This window comes from Nocardioides sp. GCM10030259 (assembly GCF_042666375.1).
Lineage (GTDB): Bacteria > Actinomycetota > Actinomycetes > Propionibacteriales > Nocardioidaceae > Nocardioides.
This window is the reverse complement of sequence record NZ_JBHTDF010000004.1, coordinates 30,391-53,905: the sequence shown is the minus strand read 5'-3', so window position 1 is coordinate 53,905 and position 23,515 is coordinate 30,391. Positions and strand designations below refer to the sequence as shown.

General features: G+C 72.6%; 25 protein-coding genes. 9 read left to right on the top strand and 16 right to left on the bottom strand.

Going from position 1 to position 23,515, the window contains the following annotated elements:
• Nucleotides 1–9: 9 nt before the first annotated feature.
• The 7 genes from rnc to ACFQQI_RS04350 all read right to left on the bottom strand — a co-directional run bounded on the left by rnc (nucleotide 10) and on the right by ACFQQI_RS04350 (nucleotide 6,754).
• The gene (gene rnc / locus ACFQQI_RS04380) at nucleotides 10–708 is read right to left on the bottom strand and encodes a ribonuclease III (RefSeq protein WP_378558512.1); all 699 of its coding nucleotides are present in this window, start codon (nucleotides 706–708) and stop codon (nucleotides 10–12) included.
• Nucleotides 709–764: 56 nt separating this feature from the next.
• Nucleotides 765–950, bottom strand: a complete 186-nt coding sequence (gene rpmF / locus ACFQQI_RS04375) for a 50S ribosomal protein L32 (RefSeq protein WP_181644900.1) — start codon at nucleotides 948–950, stop codon at nucleotides 765–767.
• Nucleotides 951–1,009: 59 nt separating this feature from the next.
• Nucleotides 1,010–1,387, bottom strand: coding sequence for a YceD family protein (locus ACFQQI_RS04370; RefSeq protein WP_378558509.1), 378 nt, complete (start codon nucleotides 1,385–1,387; stop codon nucleotides 1,010–1,012).
• Between the two features lie 286 nt (nucleotides 1,388–1,673).
• The gene (gene coaD / locus ACFQQI_RS04365; protein ID WP_378558506.1) at nucleotides 1,674–2,159 is read right to left on the bottom strand and encodes a pantetheine-phosphate adenylyltransferase; all 486 of its coding nucleotides are present in this window, start codon (nucleotides 2,157–2,159) and stop codon (nucleotides 1,674–1,676) included.
• A gap of 118 nt (nucleotides 2,160–2,277) precedes the next feature.
• Entirely contained in the window at nucleotides 2,278–2,847 is a 570-nt protein-coding gene (gene rsmD / locus ACFQQI_RS04360) for a 16S rRNA (guanine(966)-N(2))-methyltransferase RsmD (RefSeq protein ID WP_378558504.1), read from the bottom strand.
• A 6-nt stretch (nucleotides 2,848–2,853) separates the two neighbouring features.
• Nucleotides 2,854–5,091: an ATP-dependent DNA helicase RecG gene (locus ACFQQI_RS04355; RefSeq protein WP_378558501.1), complete on the bottom strand. Its 2,238-nt coding sequence runs from the start codon at nucleotides 5,089–5,091 to the stop codon at nucleotides 2,854–2,856.
• A 10-nt stretch (nucleotides 5,092–5,101) separates the two neighbouring features.
• On the bottom strand, nucleotides 5,102–6,754 hold the full coding sequence (locus tag ACFQQI_RS04350) for a DAK2 domain-containing protein (protein ID WP_378558498.1): 1,653 nt from the start codon (nucleotides 6,752–6,754) through the stop codon (nucleotides 5,102–5,104).
• Between the two features lie 178 nt (nucleotides 6,755–6,932).
• On the opposite strand from ACFQQI_RS04350, the gene rpmB reads away from it, so the two are divergent.
• Nucleotides 6,933–7,118, top strand: coding sequence for a 50S ribosomal protein L28 (gene rpmB / locus ACFQQI_RS04345; protein WP_011756723.1), 186 nt, complete (start codon nucleotides 6,933–6,935; stop codon nucleotides 7,116–7,118).
• 170 nt (nucleotides 7,119–7,288) lie between these two features.
• On the opposite strand, the gene ACFQQI_RS04340 is transcribed toward rpmB, so the two are convergent.
• A complete protein-coding gene (locus ACFQQI_RS04340; protein ID WP_378558495.1) occupies nucleotides 7,289–8,251 on the bottom strand; it encodes a thiamine-phosphate kinase in 963 nt (320 codons plus the stop codon).
• 114 nt (nucleotides 8,252–8,365) lie between these two features.
• On the opposite strand from ACFQQI_RS04340, the gene ACFQQI_RS04335 reads away from it, so the two are divergent.
• Both ACFQQI_RS04335 and ACFQQI_RS04330 read left to right on the top strand, forming a co-directional pair.
• Nucleotides 8,366–8,602: an Lrp/AsnC family transcriptional regulator gene (locus tag ACFQQI_RS04335; RefSeq protein WP_135080071.1), complete on the top strand. Its 237-nt coding sequence runs from the start codon at nucleotides 8,366–8,368 to the stop codon at nucleotides 8,600–8,602.
• Nucleotides 8,603–8,632: 30 nt separating this feature from the next.
• The gene (locus ACFQQI_RS04330; RefSeq protein WP_378558492.1) at nucleotides 8,633–9,127 is read left to right on the top strand and encodes a DUF3515 domain-containing protein; all 495 of its coding nucleotides are present in this window, start codon (nucleotides 8,633–8,635) and stop codon (nucleotides 9,125–9,127) included.
• 9 nt (nucleotides 9,128–9,136) lie between these two features.
• Here the strand turns inward: ACFQQI_RS04330 and ACFQQI_RS04325 are convergent, their stop codons facing one another.
• Entirely contained in the window at nucleotides 9,137–10,270 is a 1,134-nt protein-coding gene (locus ACFQQI_RS04325; RefSeq protein WP_378558490.1) for a D-alanine--D-alanine ligase family protein, read from the bottom strand.
• A gap of 32 nt (nucleotides 10,271–10,302) precedes the next feature.
• Here ACFQQI_RS04325 and ACFQQI_RS04320 point away from each other — a divergent pair, with 32 nt between their 5' ends.
• Nucleotides 10,303–11,379 carry a trans-sulfuration enzyme family protein gene (locus ACFQQI_RS04320; protein ID WP_378558487.1) on the top strand — a complete coding sequence of 359 codons (1,077 nt, stop codon included), beginning with the start codon at nucleotides 10,303–10,305 and terminating at the stop codon, nucleotides 11,377–11,379.
• Nucleotides 11,380–11,587: 208 nt separating this feature from the next.
• On the opposite strand, the gene ACFQQI_RS04315 is transcribed toward ACFQQI_RS04320, so the two are convergent.
• Nucleotides 11,588–12,589, bottom strand: a complete 1,002-nt coding sequence (locus ACFQQI_RS04315) for an NAD(P)H-dependent glycerol-3-phosphate dehydrogenase (RefSeq protein WP_378558484.1) — start codon at nucleotides 12,587–12,589, stop codon at nucleotides 11,588–11,590.
• Nucleotides 12,586–13,371 carry a lysophospholipid acyltransferase family protein gene (locus tag ACFQQI_RS04310; RefSeq protein WP_378558481.1) on the bottom strand — a complete coding sequence of 262 codons (786 nt, stop codon included), beginning with the start codon at nucleotides 13,369–13,371 and terminating at the stop codon, nucleotides 12,586–12,588. The genes ACFQQI_RS04315 and ACFQQI_RS04310 overlap by 4 nt, the downstream gene beginning before the upstream one ends.
• 91 nt (nucleotides 13,372–13,462) lie before the next feature.
• On the opposite strand from ACFQQI_RS04310, the gene cofC reads away from it, so the two are divergent.
• Nucleotides 13,463–14,146, top strand: coding sequence for a 2-phospho-L-lactate guanylyltransferase (cofC, locus tag ACFQQI_RS04305; protein WP_378558478.1), 684 nt, complete (start codon nucleotides 13,463–13,465; stop codon nucleotides 14,144–14,146).
• A gap of 11 nt (nucleotides 14,147–14,157) precedes the next feature.
• Here the strand turns inward: cofC and ACFQQI_RS04300 are convergent, their stop codons facing one another.
• The 3 genes from ACFQQI_RS04300 to leuC all read right to left on the bottom strand — a co-directional run bounded on the left by ACFQQI_RS04300 (nucleotide 14,158) and on the right by leuC (nucleotide 17,198).
• The gene (locus ACFQQI_RS04300; RefSeq protein WP_378558475.1) at nucleotides 14,158–14,829 is read right to left on the bottom strand and encodes an HU family DNA-binding protein; all 672 of its coding nucleotides are present in this window, start codon (nucleotides 14,827–14,829) and stop codon (nucleotides 14,158–14,160) included.
• A 301-nt stretch (nucleotides 14,830–15,130) separates the two neighbouring features.
• On the bottom strand, nucleotides 15,131–15,739 hold the full coding sequence (gene leuD / locus ACFQQI_RS04295) for a 3-isopropylmalate dehydratase small subunit (protein WP_378558472.1): 609 nt from the start codon (nucleotides 15,737–15,739) through the stop codon (nucleotides 15,131–15,133).
• A 1-nt stretch (nucleotide 15,740) separates the two neighbouring features.
• On the bottom strand, nucleotides 15,741–17,198 hold the full coding sequence (leuC, locus tag ACFQQI_RS04290; protein ID WP_378558469.1) for a 3-isopropylmalate dehydratase large subunit: 1,458 nt from the start codon (nucleotides 17,196–17,198) through the stop codon (nucleotides 15,741–15,743).
• Nucleotides 17,199–17,317: 119 nt separating this feature from the next.
• Here leuC and ACFQQI_RS04285 point away from each other — a divergent pair, with 119 nt between their 5' ends.
• Both ACFQQI_RS04285 and ACFQQI_RS04280 read left to right on the top strand, forming a co-directional pair.
• Nucleotides 17,318–18,040, top strand: a complete 723-nt coding sequence (locus tag ACFQQI_RS04285; RefSeq protein ID WP_157340523.1) for an IclR family transcriptional regulator — start codon at nucleotides 17,318–17,320, stop codon at nucleotides 18,038–18,040.
• 13 nt (nucleotides 18,041–18,053) lie between these two features.
• Nucleotides 18,054–18,671 (top strand): histone deacetylase, encoded by a 618-nt coding sequence (locus ACFQQI_RS04280; RefSeq protein WP_378558466.1) that lies wholly within the window; start codon nucleotides 18,054–18,056, stop codon nucleotides 18,669–18,671.
• A gap of 150 nt (nucleotides 18,672–18,821) precedes the next feature.
• Here the strand turns inward: ACFQQI_RS04280 and ACFQQI_RS04275 are convergent, their stop codons facing one another.
• Nucleotides 18,822–19,304, bottom strand: coding sequence for a methylated-DNA--[protein]-cysteine S-methyltransferase (locus tag ACFQQI_RS04275; protein ID WP_378558463.1), 483 nt, complete (start codon nucleotides 19,302–19,304; stop codon nucleotides 18,822–18,824).
• A gap of 1 nt (nucleotide 19,305) precedes the next feature.
• Nucleotides 19,306–20,790, bottom strand: coding sequence for an AlkA N-terminal domain-containing protein (locus ACFQQI_RS04270; protein WP_378558460.1), 1,485 nt, complete (start codon nucleotides 20,788–20,790; stop codon nucleotides 19,306–19,308).
• Nucleotides 20,791–20,931: 141 nt separating this feature from the next.
• Here ACFQQI_RS04270 and ACFQQI_RS04265 point away from each other — a divergent pair, with 141 nt between their 5' ends.
• Both ACFQQI_RS04265 and ACFQQI_RS04260 read left to right on the top strand, forming a co-directional pair.
• Nucleotides 20,932–22,008 carry an LCP family protein gene (locus ACFQQI_RS04265; RefSeq protein ID WP_378558457.1) on the top strand — a complete coding sequence of 359 codons (1,077 nt, stop codon included), beginning with the start codon at nucleotides 20,932–20,934 and terminating at the stop codon, nucleotides 22,006–22,008.
• A 28-nt stretch (nucleotides 22,009–22,036) separates the two neighbouring features.
• Nucleotides 22,037–23,515 (top strand): amidohydrolase family protein, encoded by a 1,479-nt coding sequence (locus ACFQQI_RS04260; RefSeq protein WP_378558454.1) that lies wholly within the window; start codon nucleotides 22,037–22,039, stop codon nucleotides 23,513–23,515.

Sequence of the window (23,515 nt, the reverse complement as noted above, 5' to 3'; positions counted from 1 at the left end):
CGGATCCGGTCAGCCCTGCTCGGCGGCGGCGTCCTCCGCCGCGGCGGTCGCCGGATCGGCGACGTCGAGCTCGGCGGCGATCTCGCCGTACGCCGTCTCGGCGGCGGCCTGCTCGGCCTCCTTCTTGGACCGGCCCACGCCGTTGCCGTAGAGCTGGCCGCGGACCCGGACCTGGGCCGTGAAGGTCTTCATGTGGTCGGGGCCCTCGTCCGCGATGACGTACTCGGGGACGCCGAGGCCGTGCTCGGCCGAGAGCTCCTGGAGGGAGGTCTTCCAGTCGAGGCCGGCGCCCATGGCGGACGCGGCCAGGATGAGCGGGTCGAAGAGCCGGTGCACCACGGGCGCGGAGACCTCGAAGCCGCCGCTGAGGTGCACGGCGCCGATGACCGCCTCGACGGTGTCGGAGAGGATCGACGCCTTCTCGCGGCCCCCGGTGGTCTCCTCGCCGCGGCCGAGCTTCACGTGCTCGCCGACGCCGATGCCGCGGCCGACCTCGGCCAGGGCACGAGCGTTGACGACCGCGGCACGGAGCTTCGCCAGCCGGCCCTCGGAGAGGTCCGGGTGGGTGCGGTAGAGCGTCTCTGTGACGACCACGCCGAGCACGGAGTCACCGAGGAACTCCAGGCGCTCGTTGGTCGGGAGCCCGCCGTTCTCGTAGGCGTACGAGCGATGGGTGAGCGCGCGCTCGAGCAGCTCGGGGTCCAGCACCGGGTCCCCGAGCGCTGCCCGCAGCGCGGCGTAGTTGGTCAGCGGACCGAGACCGGTCAGAGGACCTGACGACGGTCGGCGCGCGCGCCGTACTGGCCGCACTCGCCGCACGCACGGTGCGGGAGGTGCTTGGCACCGCAGGCGGGGTTCGCGCAGGTCACCAGCTGGGGCGCCACGGCCTTCCAGGCCGAGCGACGGTGACGCGTGTTGCTGCGCGACATCTTCCGCTTCGGGACAGCCACTGTTATCTCCTCTACCAGGACCGGGGTGTCTCCCCGGTCTTGCCAACAAACTCGGTACGTCAGTCTTGGTCCTGCTGGTCCTGCTTCAGGGCGGCCAATCCGGCCCACCGCGGGTCGACCGGCTCGTCGTGCGCGTGGTCCGGGTCGTCCTTGAGCCGGGCCCCGCACTCGGGGCACAACCCGGGACAGTCGTCCTCGCACAACGGCTGGAACGGCAGTGCGAGCACCACCGCGTCCCGCAGCAGGGGCTCGAGGTCGACCAGGTCTCCCTCGAGCGTGCTGACCTCGTCGTCCTCCTCGGAGGGTTCGCGCTGGTCCTCGTAGACGAACAGCTCCTGGAAGTCGATCTCCATCTCGTCGGAGATCTCGTCCAGGCACCGCGCGCACTCACCGGCGAGCTCGACCGAGGCCGCGCCCGTCACCAGCACCCCCTCCATGACCGCTTCCAGCCGCAGGTCGAGCTCGACCTGCGAACCTTCGGGGACACGGAGGACTTCGATGCCCAGATCTGCCGGTGCCGGAACCGTCCGCGTCACCTGATGCTGGGACCCCGGGCGGCGGCCGAGCTCGCGGGTGTCGAGCACGAGCGGCGCTCTCGGGTCCAGGCTGCTCAGGGTTCTACTTCCGGATTCAGGCACGACAGATCAGCGAGAAGCGTACCGGTCGGGCGTCGGCCCGACCAAACCCGAGGTAGCGCGGGCCGAGCCTGCGAGAAAGAAACCGTCACACCCCTCGCTCGGCCAGCCGCAGCGTGAGCCGGGCGTGCACCGCCGGTGGCACGAGCGACGAGACGTCCCCGCCGAGCGAGGCCACCTCCTTGACCAGGCTGGACGAGACGTAGCCCCACGACGCGTTGGTGGGCACGAAGACGGTCTCGACGCCGGTGAGGTGGGAGTTCATCTGGGCCATAGGCAGCTCGTACTCGTAGTCGTTGCCGCCGCGCAGCCCCTTGACGATGGCCTGGGCGTCGATCTCCCGGCAGAAGTCGACGATGAGGCCGGTGAAGCCCATCACGGTCACGTTGGGCAGGTCCGCGCACACCTCGCGCAGCATCTCCAGCCGCGCCTCCGGGTCGAAGAGCCGCGACTTCGACGGGTTGGCGCCGGTCGCGACGACGAGCTCGTCGAAGATCGCGGCGGCCCGCCGGATGATGTCGAGATGACCGTTGGTCACCGGGTCGAACGATCCGGGGCACACGACGCGCGTCATGGCGTGGAGGCTATCGGAAACGCGGCAGCGGATCCGATGTCGGTTGTCGCTTCGACGGGCTCAACGCAAGGAGCAAGCCGCGCGGCTGAGGAACGAAGCCGCGACCGGCGTGTCGAGACTAGATCGCCGGGCCGGACTCGGCGTACCAGAGCGTGGTCTCGCCGTAGCGCTTCGTCCGGCCGTCGACGAACCCGTCGGGCCAGGTCGGCTCCGGGCTGCGCGAGGACCGCTCGACGACCACGAGCGCCCCGGGCACCAGCCAGTCGTGCTCGACGAGCGACCGGAGGTCGTCGGCGAGCCCGTCCTCGTCGAGCGGGTACGGCGGGTCGAGGAAGACCACGTCGTACGGCGCGGTGGGCGGCTTGCGCAGCGCGGCCGCCACCGAGCCGATGACGACGTTGGCCCGGGCGTAGCCGATCGCCCGGGCGTTGCCGGCGATGAGTGCCGCGGTGCGCCGGTCCTGCTCCACGAGCGTCACCACCCCGGCGCCGCGCGACCAGGCCTCGAGGCCGACCGCCCCCGACCCGGCGTACAGGTCGAGGAAGCGGAGCCCGTGCAGCGAGCCGCACCACGACTCGATCGCGGAGAAGAGCGCCTCGCGGACCCGATCGCTGGTCGGACGCGTGGCCGATCCGCGCGGCGCCTGGATGCGCCGGCCCCCGGCCTGCCCCCCGATGATGCGCGTCATGCCGGCTCAGGACTTCTCGAGGAAGTCGGCCTGCACGGAGGCCTCCAGGTCGGCGACCTGCACGGCCAGGTCCGGGGCGTGGGCGAGGTCGGCGTCGGCGTCCAGGAGGGCGTTGGCGGCCTCGCGGGCCTGGATGATCGTCTTCTCGTCGCGGAGCACGCGGAGATTCTGCAGCCCGGAGCGGTATCCCGACTGCGACTTCCCGAGAACGTCCCCCTCGCGGCGCTGCTCGAGGTCGACCCGGCTGAGCTCGAAGCCGTCGGTCGTGGCGGCGACGGCGTCGAGCCGCTCGCGGGCGCCGCTGGCCGGCTCGGCGTGCGAGACCAGCAGGCAGATCCCGGGGTGCCCGCCCCGGCCGACGCGGCCGCGCAGCTGGTGGAGCTGGGAGACGCCGAACCGGTCGGCGTCGAGCAGCACCATCGCGGTGGCGTTGGCGACGTCGACGCCGACCTCGATCACGGTGGTCGAGACGAGCACGTCGATGTCGCCGGCCGCGAAGGCGCGCATGACGCGGTCCTTCTCGTCGGGCGGCATCTTCCCGTGGAGCTTCTCGACGCGGAGCCCCGCGAGCGGGCCCTCGGCGAGCTGGACCGCCACCTCCTCGACGGCGGACAGCCCGCCGGCGGGCCTGTCGGGCGTGACCGCGTTGCCGTCCTCGTCGAGCTCGACCTGATCGGTCTCGCCCTGCTCCTGCTCGTCGCCGGTGATGCGCGGGCACACGACGTACGCCTGGTGCCCCTTGTCGACCTCCTCGCGCACCCGTTCCCACACGCGGCCGAACCAGCCGGGGTGCTCGGCGAGGGGTACGACGTTGGTCTGGATCGGCGCGCGGCCCGCCGGGAGCTCGGTGAGGGTGGAGGTCTCGAGGTCGCCGAAGACCGTCATCGCGACCGTGCGCGGGATCGGGGTGGCGGTCATGACGAGCACGTGCGGCGGGCTGCCGGCCTTGTCGGTGAGCGCGGCGCGCTGCTCGACGCCGAAGCGGTGCTGCTCGTCGACGACGACCAGACCGAGGTCGGCGAAGATCACTTTCTCCTCCAGCAGCGCGTGGGTGCCGACGACGATGCCGGCCTCGCCGGTGGCGAGCCGCGACATCGGCTCGGTGCGCTGCGCCTTGGTCATCGACCCGGTGAGCAGCTCGACGTTGGTGGCGTCGGCGGCGCCGCCGAGCATGCCCCCGGCGGCGAGGTCGCCGAGCATCGCGGTGATCGACCGGTGGTGCTGCTGGGCGAGCACCTCGGTCGGCGCCAGCAGCGCGGCCTGGCCGCCGGAGTCGACGACGCGCAGCATCGCGCGCAGCGCGACCACGGTCTTGCCGGAGCCGACCTCGCCCTGGAGGAGGCGGTTCATCGGGTGGCTCTCCGCCAGGTCGGACTCGATCTGCGCGCCGATCTCGCGCTGGCCGGCGGTCAGCTCGAACGGCAGCCGCCCGTCGAACTCAGCCAGCAGCCCGCCCCGGTCGCCGGTGCGCGCCTGCGCGCCGAGGGCGCGGACCTCGCGCCGCCTGCGGGCCAGCACGAGCTGGGTGACCAGCGCCTCCTCGAAGCGGAAGCGGCGCTGCGCGCTGGTGATCTCGGCGTGGTTGTCGGGCGCGTGGACCAGCTCGAGCGCGCGGCGGGCGTCGAGCAGGTCGTACTCCGAGCGCACCGGCTCCGGCAGCACGTCGGGCACCTCGTCGACCACCGTCAGCGCGAACGCGATCGCCTTCTGGATGTCCCAGGAGTCGACGCCCTTCGTGAGCGGGTAGATCGGGTAGAACGCACGGAGCGTCTCGAGCGAGAGCTCGGCGAGGTCCTCGCCGCCGCTGCCGAAGAGCACCATCTGCGGGTTCGTGAGCTGCCAGTCGCCGCGGAAGCTGCCGACCTTGCCCAGGAAGATCCCCTGGCGCCCCTCCGCGAGCCGGTTGAGGTTCCAGTCCGCGATCCGGCCGGACTGGGCGAAGAACGACATCCGCAGGCTGGCGCCGTCGGCGTGCACCACCGTGTCGACGCGGTACGCCGCGCGCCCGGTGCGCCGGTCGGTGTAGGTCTTCTTCTGCGGCCTCCCGAGGCGGCCCGAGATGGTCAGCATCTCCCCCTCGTGCAGGCGCTCGACCCGGCTGAGCTCGCCGGTCTTGATGTAGCGCCGCGGGAAGTGGTGGAGCAGGTCGCCCACGGTGCGCAGCCCGAGGCGCTCGACGATGGCGTCGCGCTTCTTCTTCTGGTCGCCCAGGACGGTGGCGACGGGTGAGTCGAGCGAGATCATGCTGGGGCTCTCATTCCGCGGACATCAGCAGCGGGTAGCGCGGCTGACCTCCGTCGTACACCACGACGTCGACAGCCGGGTGGCGCTCCTCGACGTACGCCGCGCACCGGGTGGCGAGCGCGCCCTCGGCGTCCTCGGCGCCGGCGACGATCGTGACGAGCTCGCCGCCGCCCGCGAGCAGCCGCTCGAGCACGTCCCGCGCGACGTCGAACAGGTCGGCACCGACCACCGCGAAGTCGCCGGCGACGACGCCGAGGGCGTCGCCGGGCTCGCAGGGCCCGGCCATCGTGATCGCCTGCTTCGCCGCGACGGTGACCGCGCCCTGGCGGGCGTGGCGGGCGGTCGCGGTCATCTCGAGCACGTCCTGGTCGAACCCGCGCCCGGGCTCGTGGACGGCGATCGCGGCGAGGCCGGTGACCTGCGCGTGCGTCGGGATCACGGCGACGCGGATCGCACCGTCGAGGTCGGCCTCCGCGGTGCGGGCTGCGATCTCCGCTGCGCGGATGGTGTCGCCGTCGTTGGGCAGCACCACGACCTCGGCGGCGCCGCAGGCGGTGATCGCCTGGAGGAGCTCGCCCGTGGAGGGGCGCTGGCCAGGTCCGCCGCGCACCATCACCGCGCCCGCCTCCTCGAAGAGACTCCCGAGTCCGGGGCCCGCCGCGACCGCGATCACGCGTCGGCCGGTGCGCGTCGTCGCGGTGCGGGCCGCCGCCACCTGCTCGGCGAAGTGCGTCACCCGGACCCGGTGCGGCCGCCCGGCCTTGATGCCGGCCTCGATCGCGGCGCCGACGTCGTCGACGTGCACGTGGACGTTCCACAGGCCCTCGCCGCCGACGACCACGAGCGAGTCGCCGAGCGGCGCGAGCGCCGCACGGAGGTCCGGCACCGCGGCGTCGTCGGCGTCGAGCAGGTACATCACCTCGTACGACGGGCCGTCGGCGCTCAGGTCGCCCTGCGCCGGCGCCGGCACCGGGATGTGCCGCGCACCGAGGGGAGCCGTGACCGGCACCGGACGGCGCCCCGTCAACACCGTCTCGGCCGCGTCGAGGATCACGCTGACGCCGCGCCCACCCGCGTCGACGACACCCGCCGCGGCGAGGGCGGGCAACTGCTCCGGCGTACGCGCCAACGCCGCGCGCGCCGCCGCCGCGGCGACCGCGAACACGTCGCGAGCCCGGGTCGCGGACCCGTCCACCGTGGCCACCGCCGCGTCGGCCGCTGCCCGGATCACCGTGAGCATCGTGCCCTCGACCGGCGTGCCCACGGCCGCGTAGCTCGCCTCCGCCGCGCAGCGCAGTGCCTCGGCCATGACGCGGGCGTTGCGCTCGTCGGGGCTCGCCTGCGACACCCGTCGGGCGAGCGCGCCGAGCATCTCGCTGAGGATCACCCCGGAGTTGCCCCGGGCGCCGAGCAGGGCACCGCGGCTGAACGTCGCCAGCGCGGCGCCGACGTCGACGCCGGGGTCCGCCTCGACCGCGCCGCGGATGGCGTCCCGGCCCGCGGAGACGGTCAGGTACATGTTCGTGCCGGTGTCGCCGTCCGGCACCGGGAAGACGTTGAGCGCGTCGATCTCCTCCCGGGCGGCGGCGAGCGCGTCGGTCGCGAGGTCCACGAAGCGGAGCACGACCTCGACCGTGATCACGCCGCCTCGGGGAGTTTCCATCGCCGTCCTCGATCGGGGAGACTGGTCCGGGTGCCGCGTGCGGCGCCGCTGGAGATGAGTGCCACAGGCTAGTGGCACTTGCACGATTTCCGCGTCCGCGGGCTCGTCGGATACGCTGATGCGGTTGCCCGTTCGCGGGCCCTCGCTCTGTTCAATCGATTCGTTTCAGGAGTACCTCGTGGCTGCCGTCTGCGACATCTGCGCCAAGAAGCCGGGCTTCGGCAACAACCGGCCGTGGTCGCGCAAGATCACGAAGCGTCGCTTCGACCCCAACATCCAGCGTGTCCGGGCGACCGTCAACGGCACCCCGAAGCGCCTCAACGTCTGCACCGGTTGCCTGAAGGCGGGGAAGGTCACGCGCTAGCGGATCCGGCGAAGCCGGAGCCGCGTCAGCGCGGGAGATCGAGCAAGGCGTCGTTCCGGGAGCGCAGCGAGCGGGACGAACCGCCGGGTCGAGATCCGGTGAGACGAGAGACGACCGTCACCCAGCAGGGTGGCGGTCTTTTTCGTTCCTGACGGCTGACTGGGTCTCGCCTAGAAGTGCGACCAGCCCGTCGGGCCGTCGTACGCCGCGCCGTCGACCGTCACGTCGGAGCCCTCCCCCAGGGCGCCGATGACCGCCCAGCCGTCCGGCACGGAGCCGACGTCGGGGAACGTGGCGAGCAGGGCGTGGTCGTCGCCGCCGCCGAGGATGAACTGGATCGGGTCCGCGCCGAGGGCGGCGCCGACGGCGTGCAGCGGCTCGGGCACGTCGAACGCCGACACGTGCACGTCGATTGCGACCCCCGAGTCCTCGGCCAGGTGTCGCGCCTCCGCGAGCAGGCCGTCGGAGATGTCGATCATGGCGGTCGCACCGGCCTCGGCGGCGACCCGGCCCGCGTCGTACGGCGGCTCCGGGCGCCGGTAGGCCTCGACGAGGACGCGGGGGGAGCGGAAGCCGCGCTTGAGCACGGTCAGCCCGCCGGCGGCCCAGCCCTGCCGGCCGCAGATCGCGAGTACGTCGCCGGGGCGGGCGCCCGAGCGCAGCACCGGCGCCTGGGTGCAGCTGCCGAGCACCGTCACGGCGACGACGACCTCACTGGCGGCCGTGAGGTCGCCGCCGACGATGCTCGCGCCGACCAGCGCGCACTCGTCGGCGAAGCCCCGGGCGAAGTCCATCGCCCACTGCGCCGGCAGGTCCGCAGGCGCGGCCAGGCCAATCGTCAGCGACGTGGCGCGACCGCCCATGGCGTTGATGTCGGAGAGGTTCTGTGCGGCCGCCCGGTGCCCGACGTCCTCACCGCTGGCCCAGTCACGGCGGAAGTGACGACCCTCGACCATCAGGTCGGTCGAGACCACGACATGCCCGTTGCGGACGCGCAGCACCGCGGCATCGTCGCCCGGACCGACCAGCACCTGCTCGCCCTGCGGGAACAGGTCGACCAGCGCCGAGATCAGCCCGAACTCCCCCGCGTCGGCGAGCGTGGCGTCGGGCGGGAACGGAGCGGGAGCGGCCATGGACCCCATCCCACCAGATGCCTGAGGTCCGCCATGCACGACCACCTATCGACACGCGAGAACCGCACGGTAGGTTGGGCGTCCCCGCCCAGCAACAACCCGAGGGAGAGCTCGATGGTCGTCCAGGCGTACATCCTGATCCAGACCGACGTCGGCAAGGCCGCCGAGGTGGCGCGTGAGATCGCCCAGGTCAAGGGCGTGACCCTCGCCGAGGACGTCACCGGCCCCTACGACGTGATCGTGCGGGCCGAGGCCCGCAACGTCGACGAGCTGGGCAAGCTGGTCGTCTCGAAGGTGCAGAACCTCGACGGCATCACGCGCACGCTGACCTGCCCGGTCGTCCACATCTGAGTGGTCCGCCGCAGCAGACTTCAGCGCCCCGTGCCGTTCGCGGCACGGGGCGTCGTCGTGTGTGCGGTGGCGGCGTTGCTGGCCGGCTGCTCCGCCGGGCCGGTCGAGATCGACGCGCCCGACCTGTCGTCGAGCGACGCGGACGCGTGCCGGCGGCTCGTCGACAGCCTCCCGGAGACCCTCGCCGGCCAGGAGCGGAGGGAGACGACCGGTGACTCTGCGTACGGCGCCGCCTGGGGCGACCCCGCCATCATCGTGACCTGCGGGGTCGGCGAGCCCGCCGACCTCACCGCGGGCGCCAACTGCGTCGAGGTCGACGACGCGGCCTGGTTCGTCCCCGAGGACGTCATGGCCGCGGCGTCGGAGGGCGACCAGGACGTCGACGTGACCGCGACCGAGGTCAACCACCGGCCGCGGATCGAGCTGCGGCTGCCGTCCGACTACCGCCCCGACGGGTTCGGCAACGCCACCGGGGCGCTCACCAAGGTGATCTCCCGCGAGCTGGAGCGGGTCGGCGGCTGTTAGTGGCCGCCGTCAGCGCAGGCCGGTGTCGCGCGCGAGCGCGAGCCTGATCAGCCGGTCGACCAGCGCCGGGTAGTCCACGCCCGTGGCGGCCCACATCCGCGGGTACATCGACGTCGGCGTGAAGCCCGGCATCGTGTTGATCTCGTTGACGACGACCCGGCCGTCGGGGAAGACGAAGAAGTCGACCCGGGCGAGCCCCTCGCAACCCACCGCCTCGAACGCCTGCGCCGCCATCTCCTGCACCTGGGCGGTCACGGCGTCGGGCACCTTCGCCGGTACGTCGAGCTCGGTGTGCTCCTCGGGCAGGTACTTCGCCGCGAAGTCGTAGAACTCGTGGTCGCCCGAGATCCGGATCTCCGCCGGCAGGCTGGCCTCCGGCGCGCCGTCCATCCCCTGCAGCACGCCGCACTCGATCTCGCGGGCGCCGTCGGCGTACGCCTCGAGCAGCACCTTGGGGTCGTAGCGCAACGCCTCCTCGACCGCGGTGCCGAGCTCGGACTCGTCGTGCACCTTGGAGATGCCGATGCTCGAGCCGCCGCGCGCGGGCTTGGCGAAGAGCGGGTAGCCCAGCGTTGCGGCCCGCTCCCGGCACGCGAGCGGGTCGCGCGCCCACTGCTGCGCGGTCACGGTCACCGACGGCAGCACCGGCAGCCCCGCGGCGGCCAGCACGACCTTCATGTAGGCCTTGTCCATGCTGACGGCCGAGGCGAGCACCCCGGCGCCGACGTAGCGGACCCCGGCCATCTCGAGCATGCCCTGGATGGTGCCGTCCTCGCCCCACGGCCCGTGGAGCAGCGGGAACACCACGTCGACCTCGCCCAGCATGTGGGGCGGCTGCGACGGCTCGGTCACGACCAGGCCGGTCGAGGCGGCCTCGGGTGCGAGCGCGATCGTCGCCCGATTGCCGTCGACCGACGGGAGTCGGTCGGGCGCCTGGATGCGCAGCCGGTCGGGGTCTCCGGACTCCAGCACCCAGCGTCCGTCGGTCGCGATGCCGATCGGCACGACGTCGTACTGCGCCGGGTCGATCGCGGCGAGCACGCTGCCGGCGGTGACGCAGGAGATGGCGTGCTCGCTGGACCGGCCACCGAAGACGACGGCGACGCGGGGCTTGCGGGGTGCCCGATCGGATGCTGAGTTCATCGGCATGACCCTATCCATCTAGCGTGCTGCCCATGACCGACGCCCCGAGCGACCTCCGACCCGCCACCGTCGCCGTCACCACCGGGCGGCCGCCGCACGAGCCCGACCAGCCGTTGAACCAGCCGATCGTGATGGCGTCGACGTACGTCGCCGGCGGCGACCTCGAGTACGGCCGCTACGGCAACCCGACGTGGACCGCCTTCGAGGAGGCGCTCGGTGCTCTCGAGGGCGGCCGGGCGCTGGCGTTCTCGACCGGCCTCGCGGCCGTCTCGACGGTGCTCGACCTGGTCGGCCAGGGCGCGACCGTCGTCGCGCCGCAGCATGCCTACAACGGCACCGTGATGCAGCTCGCCGACCTCGAGGCCCGGGGTCGGGTGACGGCGAAGCTCGTCGACATCACCGACACCGATGCCGTCGTGGCGGCCTGCGACGGCGCCGCCCTGGTGTGGCTGGAGTCGCCGACCAACCCCGCCCTCGAGATCGCCGACATCCCCACGATCCGCGCGGCCGCGCACGAGGCCGGGGCGTACGTCGTCGTCGACAACACCTTCGCCACTCCCCTGCTGCAGCGGCCGCTCGAGGACGAGGTCGACCTCGTGGTGCACTCGGCGACGAAGTACCTCGCCGGCCACAGCGACGCCCTGCTCGGCGCGGTCGTGACCCGCGACGACGAGCTGTACGCCGTGCTGAAGGGACGACGGGACCTGGTCGGCGCCGTTCCGGGCACCCTCGAGGCGTGGCTGGCGCTGCGCGGCCTGCGCACGCTGCACCTGCGGGTCGAGCGTGCCCAGCAGAACGCCCGGGAGCTGGTCACCCGGCTCGAGGCGCACCCCGCGATCTCGGAGGTCCGCTACCCGGGCTTCGGCGGCATCGTCTCGATCGTCCTCGCCGAGGGGCCGATGGCAGCCGACCTGCTGACCCGCAAGACGAGGCTCTGGGTCCACGCCACCTCCCTCGGCGGCGTGGAGTCGACGTTCGAGCGCCGCCGCCGCTGGCGCAGCGAGCCGGCCACCATCCCCGACGCGCTGGTCCGGATGTCGGTCGGCATCGAGGACGTCGACGACCTCTGGGCCGACCTGGCGAAGGCGCTCGACGACCTGGTGGTGTGAGTGCGCGAGTTTCACCGGGCACCCGGTGAAACTCGTGCTTCCCGGCTGCAGTTGCACAACAGGAGCACGAGTTTCGTCGGGGAAGTCCGCGGGCGGCCGGGCCCATCAGCCGGACGTCGGGCTCTCCGCGACGCCGCCTTCCGTCACCGGGTCCCGACACGCGTCGCTTGATCGACCACCAACAGACTGACTTGACCTCGTTCCTCGGTCAGTCAGTCTCCGCCTTGGTGTCCCGGGTCAGGAAGGCGTCCATCATCTGGGGCGCGTTCATGCGGCCGTCGACGACGGCGTCGACGTGCTCGGCGATCGGGGCGTCGACGCCGGTGCGCTCGGCGAGGGCACGCAGCGACGAGCACGACTTCGCGCCCTCGGCGACCTGGCGCGTGGACGCGATGATCTCCGCGGTCGTCATGCCCTGCCCGAGCTTCTCGCCGAACGTGCGGTTGCGCGAGAGCGGAGACGAGCAGGTCGCGACGAGGTCGCCGAGGCCGGCGAGGCCCATCAGCGTCAGCGGGTTGGCGCCCAGGGCCATCGCCAGGCGGGCGGTCTCGGCGAGGCCGCGGGTGATGACCGACGCGGTGGTGTTGTCGCCGAAGCCCAGGCCCACGGCCATGCCGACCGACAGCGCCACGACGTTCTTGTAGGCGCCTCCCAGCTCGCAGCCGAGGACGTCGACGCTCGTGTAGGGCCGGAACGCCGGCGAGTGCACGCGCGCCTGGAGGCGCTGCGCGACCTCTTCGTCCTCGCACGCGACGACCGAGGCGGCCGGCTCGCGGCGGGCGATCTCCTTGGCGAGGTTGGGCCCGCTGATGACCGCGATCCGATCGGGGCCGGCGCCGGTGACCTCGGCGATCACCTGGCTCATCCGGTCGAGCGTGCCGAGCTCGACGCCCTTCATCAGCGACACGAACACCGCGCCGGGCTCGACGTACGGCGCCCACTCGGTGAGGTTCGCGCGCAGCGACTGCGAGGGTGTCGCGAGCACGACGACGTCGGCGCCGTGGAGCGCCTTCTCGACGTCGTGTGTCGACTGGATGGCCGGCGGGAGCTCGATGCCCGGGAGGTACTCGGTGTTCTCGCGCTGGTCGTTGATGGTCGCGGCGACCTCGTCGCGTCGCGCCCACAGCGTGACGTCGTTGCCGGCGTCGGCCAGCACGATCGAGAACGCCGTGCCCCACGAGCCGGCCCCGAAGACAGCGATCTTGCTCATGAGGGGTCCTCCCCCGGGATGGTGCCCTTGGGCTCGGGCTTGTTGGGGTTGCCGGTCTCGCGCACGCCCTTCTTCCTCATGTCGAAGCGCTCGGCGGGAGCCGTACCGCCGCGGACCTCCTCGACCAGGGCGGTGATCGCCGCCATGATCCGGTCGGTGGCCCGCTGGATGACCGCCACGGTCCGCGGCTCCGCCGCGAGGTCGGACAGGTCGACGGGGTCTCCGACGAGCATCGTCACCTTCTTGCGCGGGAAGAGATCGGGCTTCTTCGCGTACGGCGCCAGCAGCTGCTGCGCACCCCACTGCCCCACGGGGATCACCGGGCAGCCGGTCTCCAGCGCGATCCGGGCCGCCCCGGACTTGCCGGTCATCGGCCACCCGTCGGGGTCGCGCGTGATCGTCCCCTCGGGGTAGACGACGACGCACTTGCCGTCGCGCACCGCGGCGACGGCCGCGTCGAACGCGCCGGCGGCGTTCCTGCTCAGCCGCTCGACCGGGATCTGGCCGGCGGCGGTCAGGAACGAGGCCAGCGCCTTGTTCTTGAAGAGCCCGGACTTGGCCAGGTAGTGCGGCAGCCGGCCGTGGTCGTAGACGAAGTGTGCCGCGGTCAGCGGGTCCACGTGGGACACGTGGTTGAGCACGATGATGCAGCCGCCGGTCACCGGGATCTTCTTCCCGCCGATCCACTCGTGGGTGGTGGTGGCGACCAGCGCGCCACGCACGATGGGCTCGGCGAAGCGCCACGCCCAGTTGCGACTCTCCTGCATCTTGCGAACGACCACGTGCGCAGGCTACTCGGTCGGATGCCCGGTCCCGGTCTGCGCCGCGGACGCCGTGCCGACGACCCCCGACGGACCTGACAGGATCGGACCGATGTCATCCCAGCCCCCGATCCGGTACGCCGTGCTGGTCCCGGTCAAGCCCCCGGCGGTCGGCAAGTCCCGCCTCGCCGCCGTCGAGGGCGAGGCCCGACGCCGACTGGCCGAGGCGTTCGCCCAGGACACGGTGCTCGCCTGCCTGCGTGCCGACCGCGTCGGCCGGGTGCTGGTCGTGACCGACGACGCCCACTTCTCCGTCGTGCTCTCGGCCCTCGGCTGCGACGCGATCCCCGACGGGGTCGCCGGCGACCTCAACGGCAGCCTGCGCCAGGCCGCCGCCGAGGCGCACCGCCGCTGGCCCGACCTGGTGCCGATCGCCGTCTGCGCCGACCTGCCCGCACTCCGGCCCGACGACCTCGACGTGGTGCTCGACGGCCTGGCGACGACGGTCCGCACGCGGCCCGGCTTCGTTCCCGACGCCGCGGCCGTCGGGACCACGATGTACGCCGCGACGTACGACCGCTTCGACCCGCGGTTCGGCCACGGCTCCCGCGCGGCGCACCTCGACGCCGGCGCCGCGGAGGTCGTCGACGCACCCGCGTCGGTACGGCGCGATGTCGACGACACCGACGACCTCGCGGACGCCGCCGGTCTGGGGCTCGGCCCCGCCACGTCGCTGGCGATCGCAGAAGGAAATGCCGAACGGGCCGCCACCCCTGGGGGTGGCGGCCCGTCCTGATGCCGTTGGCGTCAGGCCTTCTTGGCGGTCTTCTTCGCCGGGGCCTTCTTGGCGGCGGTCTTCTTGGCGGGTGCCTTCTTGGCCGGGGCCTTCTTGGCGGGTGCCTTCTTCGCCGTCGTGGTCTTCTTGGCGACGGTCTTCTTGGCCGGTGCCGCCTTCTTCGCGGTGGCCTTCTTGGCCGGTGCCTTCTTGGCGACGGTCTTCTTGGCCGGTGCCGCCTTCTTCGCGGTGGCCTTCTTGGCCGTGGTCTTCTTCGCGGCCGCCTTCTTCGCGGGTGCCGCCTTCTTGGCCGGTGCCGCCTTCTTCGCGGGCGCCGCCTTCTTGGCCGTGGTCTTCTTCGCCGCGGCGCTGGTCGCCTTCTTGGCCGCAGCAGGCGCGGCGGCCAGCGTCAGCTTCGGCAGCTTCTTGGCACCCGACACGACGTTCTTGAGGTCCGCGCCGGCGGTGAACTTCGGCACCGCCGTCTTCTTCGCCTTGATGCGTGCGCCCGTCTGGGGGTTGCGGACCCAACGGGCCTCGCGGACACGCTTCTCGAACGAGCCGAAGCCCGTGATCGCGACCTTCTCGCCCTTCGAGACCTCGCGCGTGATCGTGTCGAGCACGGACTCGAGGGCGTGGGCAGCGGCCTTCTTGTTCCCGTCAAAACGGGCCGAGAGCGCCTCGATGAACTCTGACTTGTTCACTGTCTTCCCTTCCAATGAACGCTTGTGGTCGAGCCCATGCTCGACTTTCTTCAATGCACGCTAGGTAAACGCAGCGATAGTCACAATCACCGGAGGGCGTTTTGCGCAGTGTTTTTCGCGGGCGCTCTGCGGCGGATCACTGCCGCAACGGCCGTGTCGAGGGCGCTCAGACCCGCTCAGCGGCGGGCGATTAGCTGCATTCTGCGGCCATTCGCAGAGCCCGGCCGAAATCGACTGATGCCGAGATTTCCCAACCAGGACTGGGAAATCTCGGCATCAGCCGGGACTGCGGGTGACGCGTTCAGCTCGCCTTGATCGTGGCCGGCTTCCAGCTCGGACGACGTGCCTCGAAGGCCGCGATCTGGTCGTCGTGGCTCAACGTGATGCCGATGTCGTCTAGACCCTCGAGGAGGCGCCAGCGTGTGTAGTCGTCGATGTCGAAGGAGTCCTCGATCGCATCGGGACCCTCGCCTGCCCGCACGGTGCGGGCCTCGAGGTCGACGGTGACCGTCGCGCCGACGTTCTCCTCGAGGTACTCCCAGAGACGCTGCACGACCTTGTCGTCGACGCGCGCGGCCAGGAGGCCCGCCTTGCCGGAGTTGCCCCGGAAGATGTCACCGAAGCGCGGCGAGATGACGACCTTGAAGCCGTAGTTCTGCAGGGCCCACACGGCGTGCTCCCGCGACGACCCCGTGCCGAAGTTGGGGCCGGCCACGAGCACGGTGCCGGCGGCGTACTCCGCGCGATTGAGCACGAACGCGGAGTCGTTGCGCCAGGCCGCGAACAGCCCGTCCTCGAAGCCGGTGCGCGTGACGCGCTTGAGGTACTCGGCCGGGATGATCTGGTCGGTGTCGACGTCGCTGCGGCGCAGCGGGACGCCGACGCCGGTGTGGGTCGTGAACTTGTCCATGTCAGTTTCCTCCCTGGGCGAACTCGGTCCCTGAGGAGCCGAGGGACGAGGCGTCTCGAAGGGCCAGGTCGGCGGGCGAGGACAGGGTGCCGCGGACGGCGGTCGCGGCCGCGACCGGCACCGACACCAGGTGGGTGCGGCCACCCTTGCCCTGACGGCCCTCGAAGTTGCGGTTGGACGTCGACGCGCTGCGCTCACCCGGCGACAACGTGTCGGGGTTCATGCCCAGACACATCGAGCACCCGGCGCCGCGCCACTCGGCACCGGCCTCCTTGAAGACCAGGTCGAGGCCCTCGGCCTCGGCCTCGAGGCGGACGCGCGCCGACCCGGGGACGACGAGCATCCGGGTGCCGCTCGCGACCTTGTGGCCCTTGATGACCTCCGCCGCCAGGCGCAGGTCCTCGATGCGTCCGTTGGTGCAGGACCCGACGAACACGGTGTCGATGTGCACGTCGCGCAACGGCGTGCCGGCGTCGAGAGCCATGTAGCGCAGGGCGTTCTCGGCCGCGACCCGGTCGGTCCCCTCCTCGAAGTCGGTCGGCGCCGGGATCGTGCCGCCCAGGGGCGCGCCCTGACCCGGGTTCGTCCCCCACGTCACCCACGGGGTGACGTCGGCGGCTTCGATCACGATCTCCTCGTCGAAGACGGCGTCGTCGTCGGTGCGCAGGCTGTTCCAGTGCTCGACAGCGGCGTCCCACTCGGCGCCCTTCGGCGCCTCGGGGCGATCCTTCAGGTACGCGAGCGTGGTCTCGTCCGGGGCGATCATCCCGGCCTTGGCGCCCCACTCGATGCTCATGTTGCACACGGTCATCCGGCCCTCCATCGAGAGCGCGCGGATCGCGTCGCCGCGGTACTCGACGATGTAGCCCTGGCCACCGCCCGTACCCGTGCGGGTGATCAGGTAGAGGATCAGGTCCTTGGCGGTGACGCCCTCAGGGAGCGAGCCGTTGACGGTGACCGCCATCGTCTTCGGCTTCGCCTGGGGCAGCGTCTGCGTGGCGAGCACGTGCTCGACCTCGGAGGTGCCGATGCCGAAGGCGATGGCGCCGAAGGCGCCGTGGGTCGCGGTGTGCGAGTCGCCGCACACGATCGTCATGCCGGGCTGGGTCAGGCCGAGCTGCGGGCCGACGACGTGCACGATGCCCTGCTCCACGTCGCCGAGCGGGTGCAGGCGGACGCCGAACTCCTCGCAGTTGCGCCGCAGGGTCTCGACCTGCGTGCGCGAGACGGGGTCGGCGATCGGCTTGTCCCAGTCGACCGTGGGCACGTTGTGGTCCTCGGTGGCGATGGTGAGGTCGGGCCGGCGTACGACGCGGTCGGCGAGCCGGAGCCCGTCGAAGGCCTGGGGCGAGGTCACCTCGTGGATGAGGTGGAGGTCGATGAAGAGGAGGTCGGGCTCCCCGTCGACCGAGCGGACGACATGCTCGTCCCACACCTTCTCCGCCAGGGTCTTGCCCATGACTCTCGCTCCCTCGTGTCTCGACTCCCGACCGACATCGCTGTCGGTGCGGACACGGCTTTCCGTGCGTGACCACTGTAACGCTTGCATCCCATGATCTGAGACGGCAGTATTGCCATATGGACAACTCCAGTGGCGTCGGCGTGCTCGACAAGGCCGCACTCGTGCTCACCGCTCTCGAGTCCGGCCCGGCGACGCTGGCCGGCCTCGTCGCCGGCACCGGCCTGGCCCGACCGACGGCCCACCGGCTGGCCGTCGCCCTGGAGCACCACCGCCTCGTCGCGCGCGACATGCAGGGCCGCTTCGTGCTCGGCCCCCGGCTCGCGGAGCTGTCGGCGGCGGCCGGCGAGGACCGGCTGCTCGCCACCGCCGGCCCGGTGCTCGCCCGGCTGCGCGACATCACCGGCGAGTCCGCCCAGCTGTGGCGCCGCCAGGGCGACCACCGCGTCTGCGTCGCCGCGGCGGAGCGCCCCAGCGGGCTGCGCGACACGATCCCCGTCGGTTCGCAGCTGACCATGCGCGCCGGCTCCGCGGCGCAGGTCCTGCTGGCCTGGGAGGACCCCGAGCGGATGCACCGAGGGCTGCAGAACTCCGCGTTCTCGGCCGCCGCGCTCTCCGGCGTACGCCGTCGCGGCTGGGCGCAGTCCGTCGGCGAGCGCGAGCAGGGCGTCGCGTCGGTGTCCGCGCCGGTGCGCTCGCCCGGCGGCAAGATCATCGCCGCCGTGTCGGTCTCCGGCCCCCTCGAGCGGCTCTCCCGCCAGCCGGGCCGGATGCACGCACCCGCAGTCCTCGCCGCGGCCGAGCGGCTCTCCGAATCACTCCGTCGCGCTGCGGCCGAGTGATCGTTAGGACTTCGTGCCCCTCGACACCCTCTGGTACGCCGCCTACGGCTCCAACCTCGACGCCGACCGCTTCCGCTGCTACCTCCTGGGCGGTTGCCCGCCCGGCGCCGCGCGCACCTATCCCGGCGCGCGCGAGCCCGCGGAACCCCTCGACGACCGGCCGTTCACGATGGCCGGCCGGGTGCACTTCGCGTGGCGATCGCCGACCTGGGGCGGAGGCGTCGCGTTCCACGACCCCGACGCGGACGGCGAGACGCTCGCCCGCGCCTACCTCGTCACGGCGGACCAGTTCGCCGACGTGCTCGAGCAGGAGATGGGGCGCGAGCCCGGCGTCGACCATGACCTCAGCGAGGTGCTGGCCGGCGGCCGGCACGCGGTCGGGCCCGGCCACTACGAGACCGTGCACCTGGCCGGCGAGCTCGACGGGCGGCCGGTCCTGACGTTCAGCACCCCCGACGTCGAGCCGCTGGGGCTGCGCGCCCCGGCCGCTGCGTACGTCGCGACCATGGCCCGCGGCCTGCGGCAGGCCCACGAGCTCGACGACGTGGACCTCGCGGACTACCTGCTCGACTGCCCGGGCGCCGCGCCCGCGTGGACCCGCGACGAGCTGCTCGAGCTGCTGGCGGCCTGAGCATCACTCCTGCCTCACCCCGGCTGGTGCCGGGGCACGGGCTGCTTCTCGGCTCGCCGGGTATCGAGACGCGCCGTCGCGACCTCCTTCGTCGGTCGCGGGCGCCCTCAACCTGCCTTGTCCGGCTGAGCGGCCGGCTCCGCCGGCCGCTCAGAACAAGGCATCCTCCCTTTCGAGGCCGAGGAGCAGCTGCTTGCGGTCCAGGCCGCCGGCGTAGCCGGTGAGGGTGCCGTTGGCGCCGATGATGCGGTGGCACGGGATCACGATCGGGATCGGGTTGCGGCCGTTGGCCAGCCCGACCGCCCGCGACGCGGCGTTGGTCATGCCGAGACGCTGCGCGATCTCGCCGTACGACGCGGTCTCGCCCCAGCCGACGCCGAGCAGCTGCTCCCACACACGCTGCTGGAAGGCGCTGCCCTCCGGGGCGAGCGGCAGGTCGAACTCCTTGAGGTCGCGGTCGAAGTACGCCGTCAGCTGGCGCGCGGCCTCGACCAGCAGGGGGTGGTCGTCCTGGCGGTCACCGCGCGGGCGGCCGTCCGAGTCACGGAACGGCGAGAACTCGATCGCGGTGATCGCCCCGTTGTGCTCGACGAGCCGCAGCGGCCCGATCGGGGACTCCATCACGGTCCACATGTCAGTGCTCCTTCGGGGTGGTGAGGGTGTTCCAGAGGTAGAGCTGGGCGTAGGAGCGCCAGGGGCTCCACGCCTCGGCGAGCGTCGCGGCCCCGCCCGGGTCGTGGCCCAGGCCGCGCAGCGCGTCGCGGATGCCGATGTCGGTCGGCAGGAAGACGTCGGGATGGCCCAGCGCGCGCAGCGCGACGTAGTCGGCGGTCCAGGGCCCGATGCCCGGGATCGCCAGCAGGGCCTGGCGTACGTCGTCGCGGTCGGGCCCGCGGTCGAGCGCGATCGTGCCGTCGGCGAGCGCCGCGCAGAGCGCGATCAGCGCGCGGCCGCGGGCCCGCGGCATCGGGAGCTCCTCGGGGTCGAGCGCGGCCAGCGTCGCGGCGTCGGGGAACAGGTGCGTGAGGCCGCCGACCGGCTGCGGCAGCGGACGGCCGTGCGCCTCGACGAGCCGGGCCGCGACCGTGCGCGCCCCGGCGACGCTGACCTGCTGGCCGAGCACGGCGCGCACCGCGATCTCGTGGCCGTCGACGTGACCCGGCACGCGCAGCCCGGGCCGGGCCCGCACGAGCGGCCCGATCACGGCGTCGCCGGCGAACGCGTCCGCGACCGCCATCGGGTCGCAGTCGGCGTCGAGCAGCCGGCGCACGCGCTCGGTCGCCGCGCTCATGTCGCGCAGGTCCTCGAGCGCGAAGGTCGCGGACACGAACGCCGTGCGCCCGGGCTCGGGCTCGTCGGCGATCTCGAGCCGGACGGTGCCGGTGCCGTGCGGGAGCGACAGGCTGCGGGCATACCAGCCCTCCCCCGCCCCCTCGACGCCGGGCACCGCACGCACCGCCAGGAAGTCGAGCAGGGCACGGCCGGCGTACGGCGTGCGCACCGCGAGGCGCATCGTCACGGTGCCGGTCGCCGGGCGGCCACCGCGTCGGCCGCGGAGGTCGGTCGGCGAGGACGCGTAGACCTCGCGGATGGTGTCGTTGAACTGCCGGACGCTCGCGAACCCGGCCGCGAACGCGATGTCGGCGTACGTCAGGTCCGTCGTCTCGATCAGCACGCGGGCGGTCTGGGCGCGCCGCGCCCGGGCCAGCGCCAGTGGCCCGGCACCGAGCTCGGTGGCCAGGATCCGGCCGAGGTGTCGCGGCGTGTAGCCGACGCGCGCGGCCAGGCCCTGGACACCCTCCCGGTCGACGACGCCGTCGGCGATGAGCCGCATCGCGCGGCCGGCCGCGGTCGCGGCGACGTCCCAGTCGGGGCTGCCGGGCGTCGCGTCGGGCAGGCAGCGCTTGCAGGCGCGGTAGCCCGCGGCCTGGGCGGAGGCGGCGCTCGGGTGGAACGTCACGTTGTGGAACGCCGGGAGGCGGGCCGGGCACGAGGGCCGGCAGTAGATGCCGGTCGTGCGGACGGCCGTGTAGAAGACGCCGTCGAAGCGGCGGTCCCGCGACTTCACCGCGCGGTAGCAGGACTCGCGGTCGAGCCGCATCTCCGGAGTCTGGTTCATGCCTCACATCCTCCCCGACGCCGCCGACAGTTACTGGCGGGAATCGGACACCGGCATCGGCCCTTCGCACCATACCCGTCACGGGTAAGGGCGTAGGGTTCGCGCACAGCGTTGATCTCGGAACGGGGAGGGAGCATCGACGTGGCCAAGGCGACCCGTCGGCAGCGACGCACGGTGCTGCTGGTCATCGTGGTCGCCGAGCTGGTCATCGCGATGCTGACCGGCGCCGGCGTCGTGTTCGCCTACAACCACGTCGACCGGAAGATCGAGACGGGTGCCCCGATCCCCCACAAGGTGAAGCGTCCGGAGCCGAAGCTGCCGACGAGTGCCTTCAACATGCTCGTCCTCGGCATCGACACCCGGGACTGCGAGGGCTGCGGGCTGGACCGCGAGGGCGGCCTCGGCGGCTCGGACATGACGATGCTGCTGCACGTGGCCGACGGGCGGCGCACGGCGTACGGCATCTCCATCCCCCGCGACACGCTCGTCGACCGTCCGGCCTGCCACGTGGACGGCAAGCGGGTGCCGCCCGCGACGGACGTGATGTGGAACGAGGCATACGCCGTGGGCGGGCCCGCCTGCACCGTCGCGCAGGTCGAGGCGGTCACCGGGATCTACGTCGACGACTACATGGTCATCGACTTCGGCGGGTTCAAGGAGATGGTCGACGCCGTCGGCGGGGTCGAGATGTGCATCCCGGCCGACATCGACGACACCGAGCACAACATCCACCTCGACGCCGGCACGCGGAAGCTCTTCGGCGACGAGGCCCTCGCGTACGTGCGCCAGCGGACCTCCACCCCCAACGCCGACCACGGCCGAATGAAGCGGCAGCAGGCGTTCATCGCCTCGATGCTCAAGCGGGTGCTGTCGGCGGACACGTTGACGCGGCCCGACAAGCTCTTCCGCTTCGCCACGGCGCTGGCCGACTCGATCACGACGAACCCCGAGATCGCCAGCGTCGGCGAGCTCGTCGACGTGGCCGCTTCGGTGCGCGAGGCCGACCTGGACAAGATCCGGTTCGTCACCGCGCCGGTGCTCGACTTCCCGCTGGACAGCCCGCACTACGGACGCGTCCAGCTCACCGCCCAGGCCGATCTGCTGTGGCAGAAGGTCATCGACGACCGGCCACTCGGGTCCCTCGGCCGCGGCGCGATCAGCGGTCGCAACCCGAACGGCTCGAAGGAGAACGCGGCCGCGAACGGCCTCTGCGCCTGAGTCTGATCCCCTGGGCAACAATGCGCAGGTGACCACCATCATCCTGCGCGGCGGCCGCGTCGTGGACCCAGCGGCCGGCACCGAGGTCGTGGCCGACGTCGTGATCCGCGACGGCTCCGTCGCCGAGGTCTCGACGACGCCCGTCCTCGACGCCGACGCGACCGTCGTCGACGTGACCGGCCTCGTCGTCGGCCCCGGCTTCGTCGACCTGCACAGCCACGTCCACTCGATCGCCGGGCAGCGCGTGCAGGCGTTCGACGGCGTCACCACCAACCTCGACCTCGAGGCCGGGCTGATGCCGATCGAGCGGGCGTACGCCGAGGCCGCCGCCGCGGGGCGGGTGCTCAACTACGGGTTCTCGGCGTCGTGGGCCGACGCACGCGGGCAGGTGCTGGCCGGAGTCACGCCGACCGCCCGGTTCGACTCGTCGACCGGCCTGCTCGGCAACCTCGACTGGCAGCGCACCTCGACGCCGACCGAGCTCGCTGCCTGGCTGGAGCTGCTGGAGCGTGAGCTCGCCGACGGGGCGCTCGGCATCGGCGTGCTGATGGGCTACGCGCCGCGCTCGGACCCGGCCGAGTACACCGCGGTGGCGCGGCTGGCCGCTGCCGCCGGCGCCCCGACGTTCACCCACGTCCGTGAGCTCGTCGAGGCGGACCCGGCCACCCCGGTCGACGGGTCGAGCGAGGTCGCGATCGCGGCGGCCGAGACCGGCGCCGCGATGCACCACTGCCACGTCAACAGCACGTCGCGGCGGCACGTCGACCGGGTGCTGCGCACGCTCGAGGACGCACAGACCGCCGGCTCCCGGGTCACCGTGGAGGCCTATCCGTACTCCATGGGCAGCACGAGCGTCGGTGCCTTCTTCCTCGAGCCCGACCGGCTCCCGGCCTGGGGTCTGACGCCGTCGAGCATCGTGATGGTCGGGTCGGGCGAGCGCATCGCCGACGTACGCCGGCTGGAGGAGGTCCGCGCGACCGACCCGGGTGCCACGTGCGTCATCGAGTTCCTCGACGAGCGGGACGAGGCGGACCGCGAGCTGCTGCGGCGCGCACTGGCCTTCCCGGACGCGATCGTCGCGAGCGACGCCATGCCGCTGGAGTGGTCGGACCGGCGCGACGACACCCGCGAGTGGCCACTGCCGCCGGGTGCGGCGACCCATCCGCGGACCGCCGGCACGTTCGCGCGCAGCCTGCGGCTGATGGTGCTCGAGCACGGGATCTGGGGCTGGGCGGAGGCGTTCCGGCGCTGCTCGTGGCTGCCGGCGCGCGTGCTCGACGAGGTCGCGCCGGCGATGCGCAGCAAGGGCCTGCTCTCCCCCGGCGCCGACGCGGACCTGGTCGTCCTCGACCCGGCGACGCTCACCGATCACGCGACCGTGGCCGACCCGGTCCGACCCTCGGGCGGGGTCCGCCACCTGCTGGTCGGCGGCACGTTCGTGATCCGCGACGGTGTGCTCGACACGGGCGCCTACCCGGGGCGGCCGGTGCGCGGCGTCCCTCGCTGA